11 protein-coding genes and 1 pseudogene are annotated in these 14,497 nt (G+C 66.1%); 8 read left to right on the forward strand and 4 right to left on the reverse strand.

Annotated features, from left to right (window positions below):
• Positions 1-309: 309 nt before the first annotated feature.
• A complete protein-coding gene (locus JL101_RS32455; RefSeq protein ID WP_203103806.1) occupies positions 310-1,602 on the reverse strand; it encodes an endonuclease/exonuclease/phosphatase family protein in 1,293 nt (430 codons plus the stop codon).
• A 1,174-nt stretch (positions 1,603-2,776) separates the two neighbouring features.
• Positions 2,777-3,890: pseudogene (locus JL101_RS37050) on the reverse strand (ISAs1 family transposase).
• 168 nt (positions 3,891-4,058) lie between these two features.
• Between JL101_RS37050 and JL101_RS32470 the strand changes: the two are divergent.
• Positions 4,059-4,577, forward strand: a complete 519-nt coding sequence (locus JL101_RS32470; RefSeq protein WP_228435623.1) for a DUF3883 domain-containing protein — start codon at positions 4,059-4,061, stop codon at positions 4,575-4,577.
• 55 nt (positions 4,578-4,632) lie between these two features.
• Here JL101_RS32470 and JL101_RS32475 read toward each other — a convergent pair whose 3' ends face one another.
• Positions 4,633-5,088 (reverse strand): transposase, encoded by a 456-nt coding sequence (locus JL101_RS32475; protein ID WP_203104341.1) that lies wholly within the window; start codon positions 5,086-5,088, stop codon positions 4,633-4,635.
• Between the two features lie 821 nt (positions 5,089-5,909).
• Entirely contained in the window at positions 5,910-6,608 is a 699-nt protein-coding gene (locus JL101_RS32480; RefSeq protein WP_201081988.1) for a FadR/GntR family transcriptional regulator, read from the reverse strand.
• A 269-nt stretch (positions 6,609-6,877) separates the two neighbouring features.
• Between JL101_RS32480 and JL101_RS32485 the strand changes: the two genes are divergently transcribed.
• The 7 genes from JL101_RS32485 to JL101_RS32515 all read left to right on the forward strand — a co-directional run bounded on the left by JL101_RS32485 (position 6,878) and on the right by JL101_RS32515 (position 14,479).
• On the forward strand, positions 6,878-7,429 hold the full coding sequence (locus JL101_RS32485; RefSeq protein WP_203104338.1) for an ureidoglycolate lyase: 552 nt from the start codon (positions 6,878-6,880) through the stop codon (positions 7,427-7,429).
• A 67-nt stretch (positions 7,430-7,496) separates the two neighbouring features.
• Entirely contained in the window at positions 7,497-9,128 is a 1,632-nt protein-coding gene (locus JL101_RS32490) for an ABC transporter substrate-binding protein (protein WP_203104335.1), read from the forward strand.
• Between the two features lie 75 nt (positions 9,129-9,203).
• Positions 9,204-10,244, forward strand: a complete 1,041-nt coding sequence (locus JL101_RS32495; RefSeq protein ID WP_203104332.1) for an ABC transporter permease — start codon at positions 9,204-9,206, stop codon at positions 10,242-10,244.
• A gap of 14 nt (positions 10,245-10,258) precedes the next feature.
• Positions 10,259-11,107, forward strand: coding sequence for an ABC transporter permease (locus tag JL101_RS32500; protein ID WP_203104329.1), 849 nt, complete (start codon positions 10,259-10,261; stop codon positions 11,105-11,107).
• Complete coding sequence (locus JL101_RS32505; protein ID WP_203104325.1) at positions 11,104-12,756, forward strand: ATP-binding cassette domain-containing protein; 1,653 nt, start codon at positions 11,104-11,106, stop codon at positions 12,754-12,756. The genes JL101_RS32500 and JL101_RS32505 overlap by 4 nt, the downstream gene beginning before the upstream one ends.
• 29 nt (positions 12,757-12,785) lie before the next feature.
• The gene (locus JL101_RS32510; RefSeq protein ID WP_203104322.1) at positions 12,786-13,703 is read left to right on the forward strand and encodes an NAD-dependent epimerase/dehydratase family protein; all 918 of its coding nucleotides are present in this window, start codon (positions 12,786-12,788) and stop codon (positions 13,701-13,703) included.
• A 17-nt stretch (positions 13,704-13,720) separates the two neighbouring features.
• Positions 13,721-14,479 carry an SDR family NAD(P)-dependent oxidoreductase gene (locus tag JL101_RS32515; RefSeq protein WP_201081978.1) on the forward strand — a complete coding sequence of 253 codons (759 nt, stop codon included), beginning with the start codon at positions 13,721-13,723 and terminating at the stop codon, positions 14,477-14,479.
• The last annotated feature ends 18 nt before the right edge of the window (positions 14,480-14,497 follow it).

A 14,497-nucleotide genomic window follows, 5' to 3' on the forward strand; every position in this document is an offset into this window, starting at 1 on the left:
GCCGGGAGCAGGTCTTTCCTTGACGTTCGGTGTTTGCGATCTTGCCGCTGTTTCGTCCAGCTCGCAAGGCGAAGAACCGTTTCGGGAACTCGGCGGCGCCGTGAAGTCCCTGCAGTCCCGCCGCCCGGATATTGGGCACAGCATTGGAAGGGGGCGTCCCAGGACGGTGTCCACCACCGCCGGAGATCTCCTGGTCGAGGTCATCGGGCTGCCCAAGGCGGCGGACCACAGGCGCTGCGCAAGGCCGGCCACAGCCATGTCTTCGCGCGCCCGCTCTTTTTCTCCTGCCCTGGCGCTGTGCGGTCCTGATCAATCCCTGTCGGAGTTGGTCAGATCAACCACTACTGGGCAGTGGTCGGACAGGTGCCGGTAGGCGGCCGGCATCGCGGACCTGCTTAGCGGCGCGCATCGGGCGACCGCGCAGTACCCCGACACGCGAACCGTCTCCGGTCGCAGTTCAGTCATTGCCCGGGTCGCCACGATATGGTCCAGCCATCCTCCTGTGCCCTCGAAGTATTCGGTGCATTGCATCTCGGGCTTGAGGTGCCGGAACGCCACGGACTGGCGCCCGAGAACGGCCTCGAGATCGGCGATCTCATGACGGTCCGAGATCCCGCCATCCATGCCCATGGTATTCCAGTCACCGAGGATGACGATGTCCTGGTCGGTGCGTGCCAGTTGGGCGGCGACATCGGCCACCCGGTCGCGAGCCCGTTCCCGGTGGCCCAGATCGCGCTCCGACCGGCCGGAGTCGGCATGGACGACGATCACGTGGAAATCGGGGCCGCCGCCAAGGCTGCTGACACGGGCATGGTAGCCGGGCCGGAGGTTTCCGGCACACGGGTTGTTGGCAGAGTGGGCGGCGCCGTTGAGACGCCATTCGTCCCGGGCATCCGCGACATGCATGGTCCCGGCATTCCAGAGGAACCCGACATGCTGCGCGGTCGCGCCGCCGCACTGCTGGAATCCGGCCCGCCACGGATGGCCCGTCAGGTCGCCCAGGCGGCCGAGCAGCGCCGCCAGCGAGGCTTGCGCCTGCCGGGTGTCCAGCATTTCCTCGACCGCGACCAGATCGGTATCCAGCCACGTTATCGCGCAGGCCAGCCACTCCATGTCGGTCGGCGTGGCACTGTCCTGCCCGGGAGCGCCGCCGATAGGAAACCAGCGGATGTTCCAAGTCGCGAGACGACGGCTTCGCGGTTCCGCCTTGGGCAGCCGACCGCCGGCCTGGACGACGTCAAGACAGCCGGTCCGGCTCGCCCACACCCGCGCTTCCTGATCCTGGAGGGCAGGCCGTTTGGCGGGCACGCTGGGAGACGGTACGACGCGACCGATGTAGCGGGGCACGATCCAGCCGGTCCGGCCGTCCGGCAGGCGAACGTTGAGCCAGTGCTTGTCCGCGGTGGCACCGATCACCTCCGCGCCGCTGCCATCGGCGATGCGTCCGGTCATGCTCGGGCGCGGTCCCGCATGCAGCGGCACGCCATCGGCATGCTCGGCGTTCAGCTCGATCGTATCCCCGACCTGCTGCGCCTCCGCGACCGGTATCGATGCCAGGACGACCAGCATCGCCGCCATGGCGGTGCGGAGGAGGAACGGCAAGGATACGGACCTGAAGGACTGCACTGGGTGAACCTCGTCTGATGTCGGAAAAAATCTCATCGCGACCGGTATAGGATCATTGTCGGCGCACAGGCTGACGGTTCCTTTGCCTGCCGACTGCCTGCCGACTGCCTGCCGACGCGCCATGTGTTCCTGCGCCACACGGGAACGATGGCCGGGAAGGCTCCTTACCGGCACTCTATCCTGCCGTCGAGATAGGACACCCGTGTTCCCGGAGCGCAGTTCAGCAGCCCGGCCGCCGGTGGCGCCGCGGGTCGATTCTGTCCGGATCGGACTGGAACCTCAACGGGCTGACCGGTGATCGCGGCTCGTGCCTGCAATCCCGATAGAACGTCGGCGAAGCTGACAGGCTCGGATCCCGCCTCCTCGGCCGAAGGTTCAGCCGCGGCTGCCCCGGTCGCCCGAGCAAGCGACTCCTGGGTTCCGACGCAGATGTTCTTGCCGTTCCACCGTGTTGGGGCCGTTCCCGGCGGGCAGTCATCGGCACCGGCTCCGGCCCGCCGGTCCAGGTTGGAAGCCTCCCCGCCATCGGCAGGTCCCGGTCGCATCCCGATCGCCGGTTCCACGGGCATTGGCGGTGGCGCCGGTGCCGCCGTCCGCGGTTTCGCCGGCTTGGTCGCCGCCAAGTCCTGGGAATCGGTACTCCTCGCCCGGAATGTCGCTATGTCGGCTGCGGACACGTCGGAAGGATAGCACAAGGGGGACCCGCCGCCCGGGCGGCTGTAGGCGCTCGATCCACCACACCGGTGACCGTTTCTCTTCGAGTTGTAGGGGCACGGACAATTGCCGCTGTAGCCCGCAATCGACTGCTCGATCAGCAAACGCCTGATCGCATCGTCGGAGAGGCCTTGTGCGGATGCCTGCGGAACGGAGACAAGGAAAAGCCCGAGGAGTGCTACTATAAACTTCATGAACGGGAGTTCCGCCACAATCAGGGTGCTGCGGCAAGTGCGATCAAGGATATGGTCCGAGGCGATAAGCAAGTCCTGTGGCTTAATAAGGGCCTCGGTATCGAATAACAGGAAACGCCGTGAGGTGGAAGATGCATACCGGTCCACCGGGCAATGAATGATGAAGTGCCGGCCGGACAGCGATCACGCACAGATACTTGGTGCTGTCACGAAGGGGTGCGGTCAGGGCTGTTCAGTTCTCGCTATGAGAGGCGATATGCGAGCGCATTGTCGAAGTTGAGCGCGTTGACGTAGAGTTCGCGGGCGATGTTCTGGACGCCGTTGGCCCGCAGGATGTTGATCGCGAAGCTGCGGAACCGGGCGACGTGGGTGGGCTTGACGCGGGTTCGGCTGGCGTCCTCGCCGAACGTGACGTCGCGGACCCAATGGCTCCGGTTTTCAATCGCCCAGTGCCCCCGGACCGCCCGTCCGAACGCCTCGGCGCCGAGCGCGACCTGGCAGGCGTAGAACGAGACGTCCTCGGTGGCGTGCCACAGGCCTGACCTGGTGTCCTTGTGCCAGGTCAGGCGGGCGACGCGGGCGGCGCAGACGATTAGGCCGTCCCATTCGGCGTCGAGTTTGCCCCGGACATCGAAGGTCTCGACCGTGCGGGTCTCGTGGCGGCCGTGGCCCTTGGGATCAACGCTCCTGTGGCTTTCGGCCGGGGGCTGGGTGGCGGCGATGGCCTCGAGCGTGGCCAGCAGGGTCGGCTGGTTGGCCTTGACCTGGGCGAGCAACGCGTTGCCGGTGTCGCGGGCCGCCTCAAAGGTTTTTTTGACAGTGCAGCGCGTCGGCGGTGAACAGCACGCCGCTCAGGCCGAGCTCCGCGATCAGGCGCTGGGCCGCCGGGATCTCGTTGCTCTTGTCGTCGATCTCGCTGTGCGCCAGCAGGATCGCCGCCTCCGAGGCGAACGCGCTGAGCGCCTGGGCCGCCTTGCGGTCGTTGAGGTGGTCGAAGCTGCCCTTGAGCGTCTTGCCGTCGAGCGCGATCGCCGGCATCCCGCCCTCGGGGCGCGCCAGCAGGCTGGCGGCGTGCCGGCGGAACGCCCGCTCCAGGGCGTCGGCGTCGAGGTCCTGGAGCACGGTGCGCAGGGTGTTGACCGATGGCGCCCGCCTCAGGGCGACGCCGAACAGCTCGTTGAGCAACTCCCGGCGCTGCTCCAGGAAGACGATGATGCGGCGGTACGAGGTCGCGCCGGACAGCAGCGCCAGCACGGTGAACAGCAGCAGCGGCGCCAGCGGGTAGCGCTTGCCCGCCGCGCGCCGCGGATCGGGAACCTCGCCCAGGGCCGCGAGAAGCCGGCCGAACGGTACCATGGCAACCCCCAAGTCCAGGAATTGCCGAGCAAGGATTCACACATTCGCGCGAGATGGTAGACTCTTTCTACGCTGCTTCACACCCCGCCAGGACTCGCTGCGCGCGAGTCAGGCGCGCAACGGGGAGAACTGAACAGCCCTGAGGATCATCCCGATCTGTTCGATCAGGTGAAGCAGCACGAATCAATCAAGCTGGGACCGGATGTGATCGTTGAGCCTCCCCCGGCCGGTGAGGTCGAAGATACAACACGAGCCAGACGCGCCGTGAAAATCGACTTTGCCACGCGTGAGGCTCGGAACCGTGAGCTTGGTCGGGCGGGTGAAGAATGGGCCTTGGAGATCCTTCGCGAAGGCCTCCGAGAGGCAGGACGATTCGATTTGGCAGACAAGGTACGCTGGGTGTCGGATGAGCTAGGTGATGGCCTGGGTTATGACATTGAGGCATATGATCCTGACGGTCAGCCGCTCTACGTCGAAGTGAAAACCACCAACGGGCCGATCTCTGCACCATTCCTCATATCGGCCAACGAGGTGAGGGCTTCCAATGAAATCGGGAACCAGTATAGCATTTACCGGATTTTCGATTTTGCTGGAGAGCCGCGTGCTTACGTACTTCGTGGCCCGGTCGAAATTACATGTCGCTTGGTGCCGCAGGTCTATAGAGCAATGCCTTCAGCCGCTGAATGAGTTGCGACCATGAAGGTGGCAATGAAAGCTGAGTCTCAGAGTCTGTTTGTAGGCGTCAGGCGCCGATTTCCTGGGGCACAAGGCGCACTAGGCGGCGGGAGAGGATGGAGATGAAGGCGATTTCGATGAAGGCGACGAGATGCCCCTCGGTCCGCTCGAAAATGGTGTTCAACCGGCGATAGCGGCTAATCCAGCCCAAAGAGCGCTCGACGACCCACCGAATACCCTCCGGAATGAAGGTTCCGCCATGACCGCCGACGCTGGGTTGGAGGGTAATGCCGTGTGCCTCGCCGGCCTTGGACAACCGCTCGCCCCGATAGCTGAGATCGCCTGGAGCGGTCCCCTTGAAGCCGCGGCCGGCAAGCTGATGCAGCACCGGGACGATGCCCTTGCTGTCATGCTTGTTGGCCGGTGAGAGGTTGATCGCCAGCGGGAAGCCATACTTATCGACCGCGAGATGGATCTGATGCCCTTGATCTTCTTGCCGCCGTCGAAACCGCGCCCAAAGCAAGTCGGTGCCGAATGACAGGACCGGCTGTCGATGATGACGGCACTGGGTACGAGTTTGTCGCCGCAGGCCTGCCGCCAGGCCAGGATCAGTCGGTTGAGCAGGCGCCGCCACAGGCCGAGCCGGGTCCAGCGGGCGAACAGGGTGTAGAGCGTACCGAACGGGATGTCGCAGAATTGGCCGATGGCACGCCACTGCAGACCGCAGAAGCAGACGCACCAGATCGCCATGATGGCCTTGCGCAGCGCTGCTCCGGTCAACGGCGACTTGGGCCCGGAACGGGTCGACCGGGTGCCATCCATCGCCATGGCCGCGAGTTCCGCCAGCACCGCGTCGACGAAGGCATCGACATCGGAGAACGCATCCCAGGAAGCCGGGGAAGTCTTGGCGGGTCTGACGGCGGTGCCCATATACGGCTGGTCCGATGACTGTTGGCGACGGCCGAAGTCATAGCCCGCCGCCGTCCCGCGCGTCAGCCCTCATTCACCTCAAAGTAGCATCCCGGTCAGCACCGGCCGGCACGTCCCGCCTGCGAACAGACTCTCAACCGAATGCTCGACCTCGGACCCCGTCCCCACCGCTTGAAGAACACCGAACCAGGAGAGAAATCCGTGCTCTTCGGCCCCCGTGCACCACAGCATCATCATTTCAGAAATCGATCAGCCTTAAATCTCACATCATCCCATTGCTCAGATTGATCTCGTCCTCACCTCAACACCCTCTGTTTTTCGGAACAGCAGGCCTCTGACGAACCCCCCTGTCTCATTTCCGGGAACCAGCTCATCCGTGAGCGGGCGGTCCTACGATATGAGAGGAGCGGGGTATTACCACGACCTGCACAGGTCCTCGTCGATGCCGCTGCGGCCGGCGGCCCGGATCAAGTGGTAGCGCATGTGGTAGACCGCACCCTCGGCGTCGTGCCGCTCCAGCGCGGCCACGATGCTCTCGTGCTCGGCCACCGGTTCGTACAATCGGTCGCGAGCCGTCAGCGGCGCCCGGTGGCTTTCCAGGATCATCGCCGAAAAGCTCTGGTACATGTCGGTGAAGACCCGGTTTCCCGCCGCCGTCACGATCGCCGTGTGGAAGTGCAGGTCGGTCCGGGCAACGCCCTCCAATTGACCCTCCTCGAAGCAGGTGCGCATCTCCCCGATCGTCCTGCGCAGTTCATCGACTTCCGATTGGGTGATCCGCGGCGCGGCGAGACCCGCCGTATAGGCTTCGACGTGAAGACGGACCTGGAACACGTCCTCCTTCGGGATGCGGTTGCCGAAGCGCCAGCCGGGTTGCGAGCCTTCGGCGCAGACGACGGCGCCGCGTCCCGGCTCGATCCGGATCGAGCCCAGCGTTTCCAGGACGCTCATGGCTTCGCGGAGCGACGCCCGGCTGATGCTGAAGCGGACGGCGAGGTCCCGCTGCGAGGGCAGCTTTTCCCCCGGCTTGATCTCGCCGGACTGGATCATGTCCTGGATGCGCCACACGATGGTCTGCGGAACCGGCGCTCGCGCCCCGTTGAGTGGAGTCATTCCTTCACCGAGCTTGCCTTTCACCGAGCCTGCTATTCCTGATTCCCGTAAAGGGAGAAAGCCATATCGCAAAGCGCGGAACCGGTACAAGGTTTCTGGACCGGCCGCGTTGATTGGTCTGACCGGTCCGATCTCATGCCGTTCCGCTCGTTTGCCACGATACCGCCTAGAAAATGGACCGCAAGCGCTATTTACTTGAGCATACTGCAGAAACATTAAGCATGGTGCAGATTTTTATTGCGCCGCATACCGGCATATGATGATGCTATGTGGTCTTACCGGTAAGGCAAAAGGCCGATTCCGATATGTTCCAAGATTTCACGACCCGGACTGGCCAGGTTCGGACGGTTACCGCCGAGGCATTCGATCCGTTCGGTGATCTGCCGGAGGGTCCGGCGGAAACGGGCCGGATCGATCTCGCGACTACATTCAGCAATCTGCGCCCGCAGGCACGGATAAACGTGGCGCTCGTCCGCTGCGACGCCGTCCCGGCGGAACTGCGGGTATCCGAGATGGAGTGTCATCCGTTCTCGGCCCAAGCGTTCATTCCGCTGGACGCCCGCGACTACATCGTCGTCGTCGCCCACGATGACGGCACCGGCAAGCCGGACCCGTCGACGCTGACCGCGTTCCGCGTCAGCCATTCGATCGGCATCAGCTATCATGTCGGCGTCTGGCACATCGGCATGGGGTCGTTCGGGGACTCCGCAACCTCCGTCCTGCTGATCCCCGAGGACGGCACTCCGGACGATTGCCGTTTCCCCGCCGTCGAGCCTTTCGATGTGGTGGTTTCCCCGGAAACCGCCTCGGGTCCGTCTTGAGCGATCGTTCACCGGGCCGCGGCTGGCGCGCCCCGCACCACCACCGAATGACTATAGGGGGAGCTTCATGAAAAATCTCGGCACCATGTTTGAGTGGCACCCGTCCGCCAAGCTTCTGTCCGGCCTGCTGTTCTCGGCGTCACTGGCGCTCGCGTCGGCGCCCGCCGCCACCCCCGCCCAGGCGCAGGACGCCAAGTCCACGCTGGTCGTCGCCGGTCCCCGGACGCCGGAATCGCTGGACCAGGAGTATCCGCCGACCGAGGCGGTCCACGAACTGCGCCGCAATGTCTACGAGCGCCTGCTGGCCTATGCGCCCAAGAAGGGCGAGGACGGCGTCACCTACGAGGATTTCGGCAAGATCGTCGGCGCCCTGGCGGAGAGCTGGGAGGTCGGGCCGGACATGAAGTCCATCACCTTCCACCTGCGCAAGGGCGTGAAGAGCGCCGCCGGGAACGAGCTGAACGCCGACGCCGTGATGTGGTCGTTCGAACGGGGCTGGAACCTCAAGGCGAACTTCCACTGGTACATGACCCAGATCCTTAAGATCACGTCGTTCGAGAGCGCTTTCTCGAAGGTCGACGACTATACCGTCAAGGTCAGCATTCCCAATTCCTCGCCGCTGATCGAGCGTTTGTGGATCAACAGCGACCTGGGCATGCTGGATGCGGTCGAGATCAGGAAGCACGTCACGGCCGACGATCCGTGGGCGCAGCGCTGGCTCGCCACCAACAGCGCGTCCTTCGGCCCTTATCGGGTGACCAAGTATTCGCCCGGCCAGGAGATCGTCTACGAAGCCAACCCCGACTACTACCGCGGCGCGCCGAAGCTGAAGAGGGTGATCTTCCGCGAGATGCCGACTTCGGCCAACCGGGTCGCGGCGCTCCAGGCCGGCTCCGTCGACGTCGCCGAATACCTGCTGCCGCGCGAGCTGGCGCTGCTGGAGAAGATGCCGAACGTCAAGGTCAACAAGGTGTTCGGTAACTACATCCACCGTGTCGAGATGAACAACGACACGCCGCCCTTCAACGACGTCCGGGTGCGGCAGGCGCTCAACTACCTGGTCCCGCGCGACGACATCCTGAAGGCGGTCTATTTCAACACGGCGCGGCCGACCAGGAGCCCGATTTCCGAGATCTATCCCGGCTTCACCGACCAGTATTTCACCTATACCACCGATGTCGAGAAGGCCAAGAGCCTGCTCGCCGAGGCGGGCTTCCCCGACGGCTTCAAAACCGAGCTGGGTTATCGCACCGGCGACCAGCTCGAAGAGGAGATGGCCGTCATCCTGAAGTCGGCCTTCGCCAGGGCGGGCGTGGACATCACCCTGTCCAAGCTGCCGGCTTCGACCCTGGTCGAGCGCTACAGCAAGGGCACGATCCCCATGTACTTCTTCCGCGACATGGCGATCGTTCCCGACGCCGCCTACGTCGCGAACCTGTGGCTCAACAGCGCCTCGCTGATCAACTATTCGCACTTCAAGAGCGACGAGGTCGACAAGCTGATCGACCAGGCCCTGATCAGCACCGACGAGCCCAAGCGCCTCGAAGGCATGAAGCGGGTCCAGCAGATCACGGTGGAGAACGCGCCCTGGGTCTTCCTGGTCAATCCCGGCTATCAGGTCGCGACGCGGTCCAACCTGGGCGGCTATTCCTGGTACACGCCCAACGGCAACGCCTGGTTCGACTGGACCAAGAACTGAGCACGGCACACTGATACCGACCCGGCGGAGGCTTGGACCCAGCCTTCGCCTCCCCGCATCCGAGTTGGCGAACCAATGAACCTTCAAGGCTTCTGGCGTGGCCTGCCGCGTCCCTTGCGCATCGTCGCCACCCGTCTGCCGCTGATCGTGCCGCAGATGTTCGGCGTGATGCTCGTGACCTTCCTGCTGGTGCGGATGCTGCCGGGTGATCCGGCCCTGCTGATGCTGGGCAACACGGCCACGCCGGACAGCATTGCGGCGCTGCGCGAACGGCTCGGCCTGGACCGCAGCATCTGGGAGCAATTCATCGCCTACATGGGCAATGTTCTGCACGGTGACCTCGGCGTTTCCCTGTTCACCTCCAATCCGGTGACGGTCGACCTGATGGAGCGGGCTCCGGCAACTCTGGAACTCATCACATATGCGATGATCCTTACCGTCATCGTCGGCGTGACGCTCGCCGTCCTGTCGGTCGTCCACCGCGGCGGAATCGTCGACCGGTTCTCGCAGGTCTACGGCCTCGCGGCGGGGGCCATTCCGGATTTCTGGGTCGGGCTGCTGCTGATCTTCTTCCTGTTCTACCTCGCCGGCGCCGTGCCGGCTCCGTTCGGGAGGATCGACGCGATGGTCTCCGCGCCGCCGGGCGTCACCGGCTTCTACACGATCGACAGCCTGATCGCGGGCGACTGGACCGCTTTCCAGTCCTCCGCCGGGCGGCTGCTGCTGCCGGTCCTGACGCTGACCATCGTCAATGCCGGCGCGCTGATGAAGATGACCAAGACCAGCTTCAACGACATCTGGCGAAGCGACTTCATCCGGCACCAGCGGGCGAGCGGCCTGTCCCAGCGCGCCATCGTCCGCAGCGCCCTGCGCAACAGCCTGCCGCCGGTGATCACCCTGGTCGGTTTCCTGTTCGGCTTCCTTCTCGGCGCCGCCGTGCTGGTCGAGACCATCTTCGCCTGGGGCGGGCTGGGGCAGTACGCGGTCCAGGCCGTGATCAACAGCGACTATCCGGCGCTCCAGGGCTTCGTGCTGGTCGCGGCCGGCTTCATCCTGATCGTCTATCTCGTCGTAGACATCCTCTACGAGCTGGCCGACCCGCGGATCAAGGTGTGAGGAGAACATCCGCCATGGCTTCCCTCCGCAGCCTTCTCCCCTATCTCAGGCGCCACCCGGCGGCCCTGGCCGGACTGGTCCTGCTGACCCTGCAGGTCGCCGCCATCGTGTTCGCGCCGGTGCTGTCGACCCACTCGCCGGTCGAGGCCGACCCGCTCAGTTCGCTCCAGCCGCCGTCGCTGGAACACTGGTTCGGTACCGACGTGTCCGGCATGGACATCTATTCGCGGATCATCCACGCGACGCGGATCAACCTGCTGATCAGCATCTCGGCGGTGGCGCTGGCCTTCGTCCTGGGCGTGCCGATGGGCCTGCTGATCGGCTACTACCGGGGAATCGTCAGCTCGCTGATGATGCGCCTGTTCGACTTCATCCAGTCCTTTCCGGTGTTCGTGCTGGGGATGGCGCTGGTCTCGGTGATGGGGCAGGAGATCTGGAACGTCGCGATCGTCCTGGCCGTGCTGTTCACCCCGATGTTCGCCCGGCTGATCCGGGCCGAGGTGCTGTCGCTCCGCGAGCGGCCTTTTATCAGCGCTGCGCGGTGCAGCGGCGCCACCGACTTCTCGATCATGTTCCAGCATATCCTGCCGAACGCGCTGACCCCGGCCATCGTCCAGGTGTCGATCAGCATCGGCATGGCGATCCTGCTGACCGCCGGCCTGTCCTTCATCGGCGCCGGGGTGAGGATGCCGACGCCGGAATGGGGCCTGATGGTCTCCAGCGGCGCTCAGCAGATGATCCTGGGCGTCTGGTGGGTGTCGCTGTTCCCCGGCCTCGCGATCGTGCTTTCCGTCCTGTGCTTCGCCCTGCTGGGCGACGCGGTGAAGGACCTATCGGACCCGACGACGAGGACCCGCCAATGACCGCCCCCGATTCCAGCGTCCTCCTGGACGTCGAAAAGCTGAGGGTCGCGTTCGGCGACCGGACGGTCCTGAGCGATGTCAGCTTCACCCTGCGGCGCGACGAGGTGCTCGGCATCGTCGGCGAGACCGGGGCCGGCAAGTCCGTCCTCGCGCGGGCCCTGATCGACCTGCTGCCCGAGGGCGGCCGGATCGCGGGCGGTGACGTGCGCCTGTCCGGCCGGTCCGTGCCGTCCATGACGCCGCGGGAGAAGCGCGAGCTTCGCGGCGGCCGGATCGCCCTGATCGGCACCAACGCCAAGGCGCTGCTCGACCCGGTCGAGAAGGTCGGCGCCCAGGTCGCCCGCGTCCTTCGCGCGCACAAGGGCGGCAGCCGCCGGGACGCCTGGAAGGCGGCGGTCGACCTGTTCGCCAGGGTCGGCATCGTCGATCCGGAACGCCGCGCCCACGCCTATCCGCACGAGCTTTCGGGCGGCATGGCGCAGCGCGTCGTCATCGCCATGGCGATGATTGCGGAACCGCAGATCGTGCTGGCCGACGACGCGACGCTCGGTCTCGACGCCACGATCCAGGTCCAGGTGCTCGACCTGCTGGTCAAGCGGTGCCGCGACCTCGGCCTCGGCGCCGTGATCATCACCCACGACCTCGGTGTGGTCGCCAACTACTGCGACCGCATCGCCATCATGCGCGACGGCCGGATCGTCGAGCTGAAGCCGGCCGGCCGCTTCCTGGAGAAGCCGGAGGCGCAGTACAGCGCCGTGCTGCTCGACGCGGCGCGGGTCCGGCCCACTCCGATGGGGGCGTTCGGCACCGCCGCCTCCGCACCGCCAAAGCCGCTGCTCGAGGTCGAGAAGCTGGAGAAGTCCTTCCCCGTCGGCAACGGCAAGCTCGTCCGGGCGGTGGACGGAATCTCCTTCTCGGTCGCGGCGGGGGAGACGCTGGCCCTGGTCGGCGAGAGCGGCTCCGGCAAGACGACGGCCGGACAGTGCCTGGTCCGCCTGCTCGACTCCGACGGCGGGCGCATCCTGTTCGACGGAACCGACACCACGACCCTGTCGGAGCGCGGGTTCCGGCCGCTCCGCCGGCGCATCCAGATGGTGTTCCAGGAACCCTACGTGGCCCTCAACCCGCGCTGGCCGGTGGAGGACCTGATCGCGGAGCCGCTCGGCCTCAGCCCCGGCATGGACCGGGCCGCCCGCGCCAGGCGGGTGCGCGAGCTGCTCGACATGGTGCGCCTGCCCGCGTCGCTGGCGGCGGCGTATCCGCACCAGTTGACGGCCGGCGAGCAGAAGCGGATCGGCATCGCGCGCGCGCTTGCCACCGGTCCCGACTTCGTCGTGTTCGACGAGCCGACGACGGCGCTGGACATCCGGGTCCGCGCCCAGATCATCGACCTCGTGCGCGACCTCCAGCGGGACATGGGCCTGTCGGCGCTCTTCATCACCCACGACCTCAACTCCGTCCGGTCGCTGGCCCACTACGTCGCCGTGATGCGCAACGGCAAGATCGTCGAGCACGGCGAGACGGAGACGATCTTCGCCCGCCCGGCCGAGGACTACACCAAAGCCCTGCTGGCGGCCGAACTTCCGATCGAACAGAGCGAGGCGCAGCGCACCCGCGCGTTGAGTCGCCACGCGATGGCTCAGGCATGAGGGGCTCAGGCATAAGGAACAAGTACGACATGAGCGACGAGTCCACGATCCTGGTCACCGGCGCCGCCGGCCTGATCGGCAACGCCGTCCGTATCCTTCTCGAAGGCCGGGGCAGCCGCGTCCTGCCGGTCGACCGCGTGTCCGCAACTTCCGACGGGCTGCCGGTCACGGTCTGCGACGTCGGCGACGTGCACCGCCTGCACGCCCTCGCGGTCGAGAACCGCATCACCGGCATCGTCCATTGCGGCGCCCATTCCGGCCCCATGGTGGCGCGCGACAACCCGCATTCCATGGTCCAGGTCAACATCGTCGGCACCGCCAACGTGCTGGAGATCGCGCGCATCCACGGCGCCCGCTTCGTGTTCTGCTCCTCCACCAGCGCCTACGGCGACACGCCGGAGGGCCCGGTACCGGAGGACGTGCCGATGAACCCCGGCAGCGTCTACGGCGCCAGCAAGGTCGCGGGCGAGCAGCTCGTCTCCACTTACACGAAGCAGTACGGAGTCGACGGCGTCAGCCTGCGGCTGTCCTGGGTCTACGGGCCGCGCCGGACGACCGACTGCGTCGTACGGACCATGATCACGGACGCGCTCGCCGGCCGTCCGACCCGCATCCCGTTCGGGCGCGACTTCCACCGCCAGTTCATCCATGTGGAGGACGCGGCCCGGGCGCTGGTCATGGCGCTCGACACGCCGGACCTCCCGCGCCGGACCTACAACGTCACCGGCGGCAGCTACCTGACCCTGGCCGAGATCGGCGAGGTCGTCCGCGGCATCCTGCCGGATGCCGACATCGAGCTGGGGGAGGGCGCCGATCCCGTGGACGATGTGCAGCGCCGCTTCGACATCTCCGCCGTCGAGCGCGATCTCGGCTTCCGGCCGGACATGACATTCGAACAGGGCGTGCGCGCCTATGCGGACTGGCTCCACGGCCGGGCAACCGCCTGAACAGGAGGAAAAGGGACATGACGGCCATCTTCAGTCTCGCCGGCCGGAAGGCCCTGGTCACGGGCGGCAGCCGCGGCATCGGCGCCGCCGTGGTCGAGCTGTTCGCCCGCCACGGTGCCGAGGTGGCGCTGTGCCACTACCGCGACGAGGCCAACGCCGGGGCGCTGGCCGCCCGGCTCGACGGCGAGGGCTTCACCGTCCACGCAATGCACTGCGACGTCGCGGACGAGGCGGATGTCGCGGCCATGGCTGCCTGGGCGAAGGAGCGGCTGGGGCAGGTGGACATCCTGGTCAACTGCGCCGGCATCGGCGGCGACAAGCCCTTCACCGGGATCACCGTCGCCGACTGGGACCGCATGATCGGCGTCCACCTGCGCGGCACCTTCCTGGTCACCCATGCCTTCTTCGGAGGGATGGTTGAACGGTCCTACGGCCGCGTCATCAATTTCGCCTCGCAGCTCGCCTACAAGGGCGCTCCCGGCCTGGCGCATTACTGCGCCGCGAAGGCGGGCATCGTCGGCTTCACCCGAGCGCTGTCCTACGAGGGGGCGCCCCACGGCGTTATGGTCAACGCGATCGCTCCCGGCCCAGTCGAGACGGAGCTGCTGATGGGGCTGACCGAGGAATGGCGCGCCATGAAGAAGGCGCAGCTTCCGATCGGCCGCTTCGGGCAGGTCGAGGAGATCGCCCCCACCGTACTGCTGCTCGCCTCCCCGGCGGGCGCCTTCTATGCCGGCCAGACGCTGTCGCCCAACGGCGGCGACGTGATGGTCTGACGCGGGAACGGGACTGAA

This window comes from Skermanella rosea, from assembly GCF_016806835.2.
Lineage (GTDB): Bacteria > Pseudomonadota > Alphaproteobacteria > Azospirillales > Azospirillaceae > Skermanella > Skermanella rosea.

Excerpts from the sequence above, each read along its gene's own strand:
- JL101_RS32505 (WP_203104325.1), top strand. The coding sequence starts at position 11,104 with ATGACCGCCCCCGATTCCAGCGTCCTCCTGGACGTCGAAAAGCTGAGG.
- JL101_RS32495 (WP_203104332.1), top strand. The coding sequence starts at position 9,204 with ATGAACCTTCAAGGCTTCTGGCGTGGCCTGCCGCGTCCCTTGCGCATC.
- JL101_RS32515 (WP_201081978.1), top strand. The coding sequence starts at position 13,721 with ATGACGGCCATCTTCAGTCTCGCCGGCCGGAAGGCCCTGGTCACGGGC.
- JL101_RS32490 (WP_203104335.1), top strand. The coding sequence starts at position 7,497 with ATGAAAAATCTCGGCACCATGTTTGAGTGGCACCCGTCCGCCAAGCTT.
- JL101_RS32480 (WP_201081988.1), bottom strand. The coding sequence starts at position 6,608 with ATGACTCCACTCAACGGGGCGCGAGCGCCGGTTCCGCAGACCATCGTG.
- JL101_RS32500 (WP_203104329.1), top strand. The coding sequence starts at position 10,259 with ATGGCTTCCCTCCGCAGCCTTCTCCCCTATCTCAGGCGCCACCCGGCG.
- JL101_RS32510 (WP_203104322.1), top strand. The coding sequence starts at position 12,786 with ATGAGCGACGAGTCCACGATCCTGGTCACCGGCGCCGCCGGCCTGATC.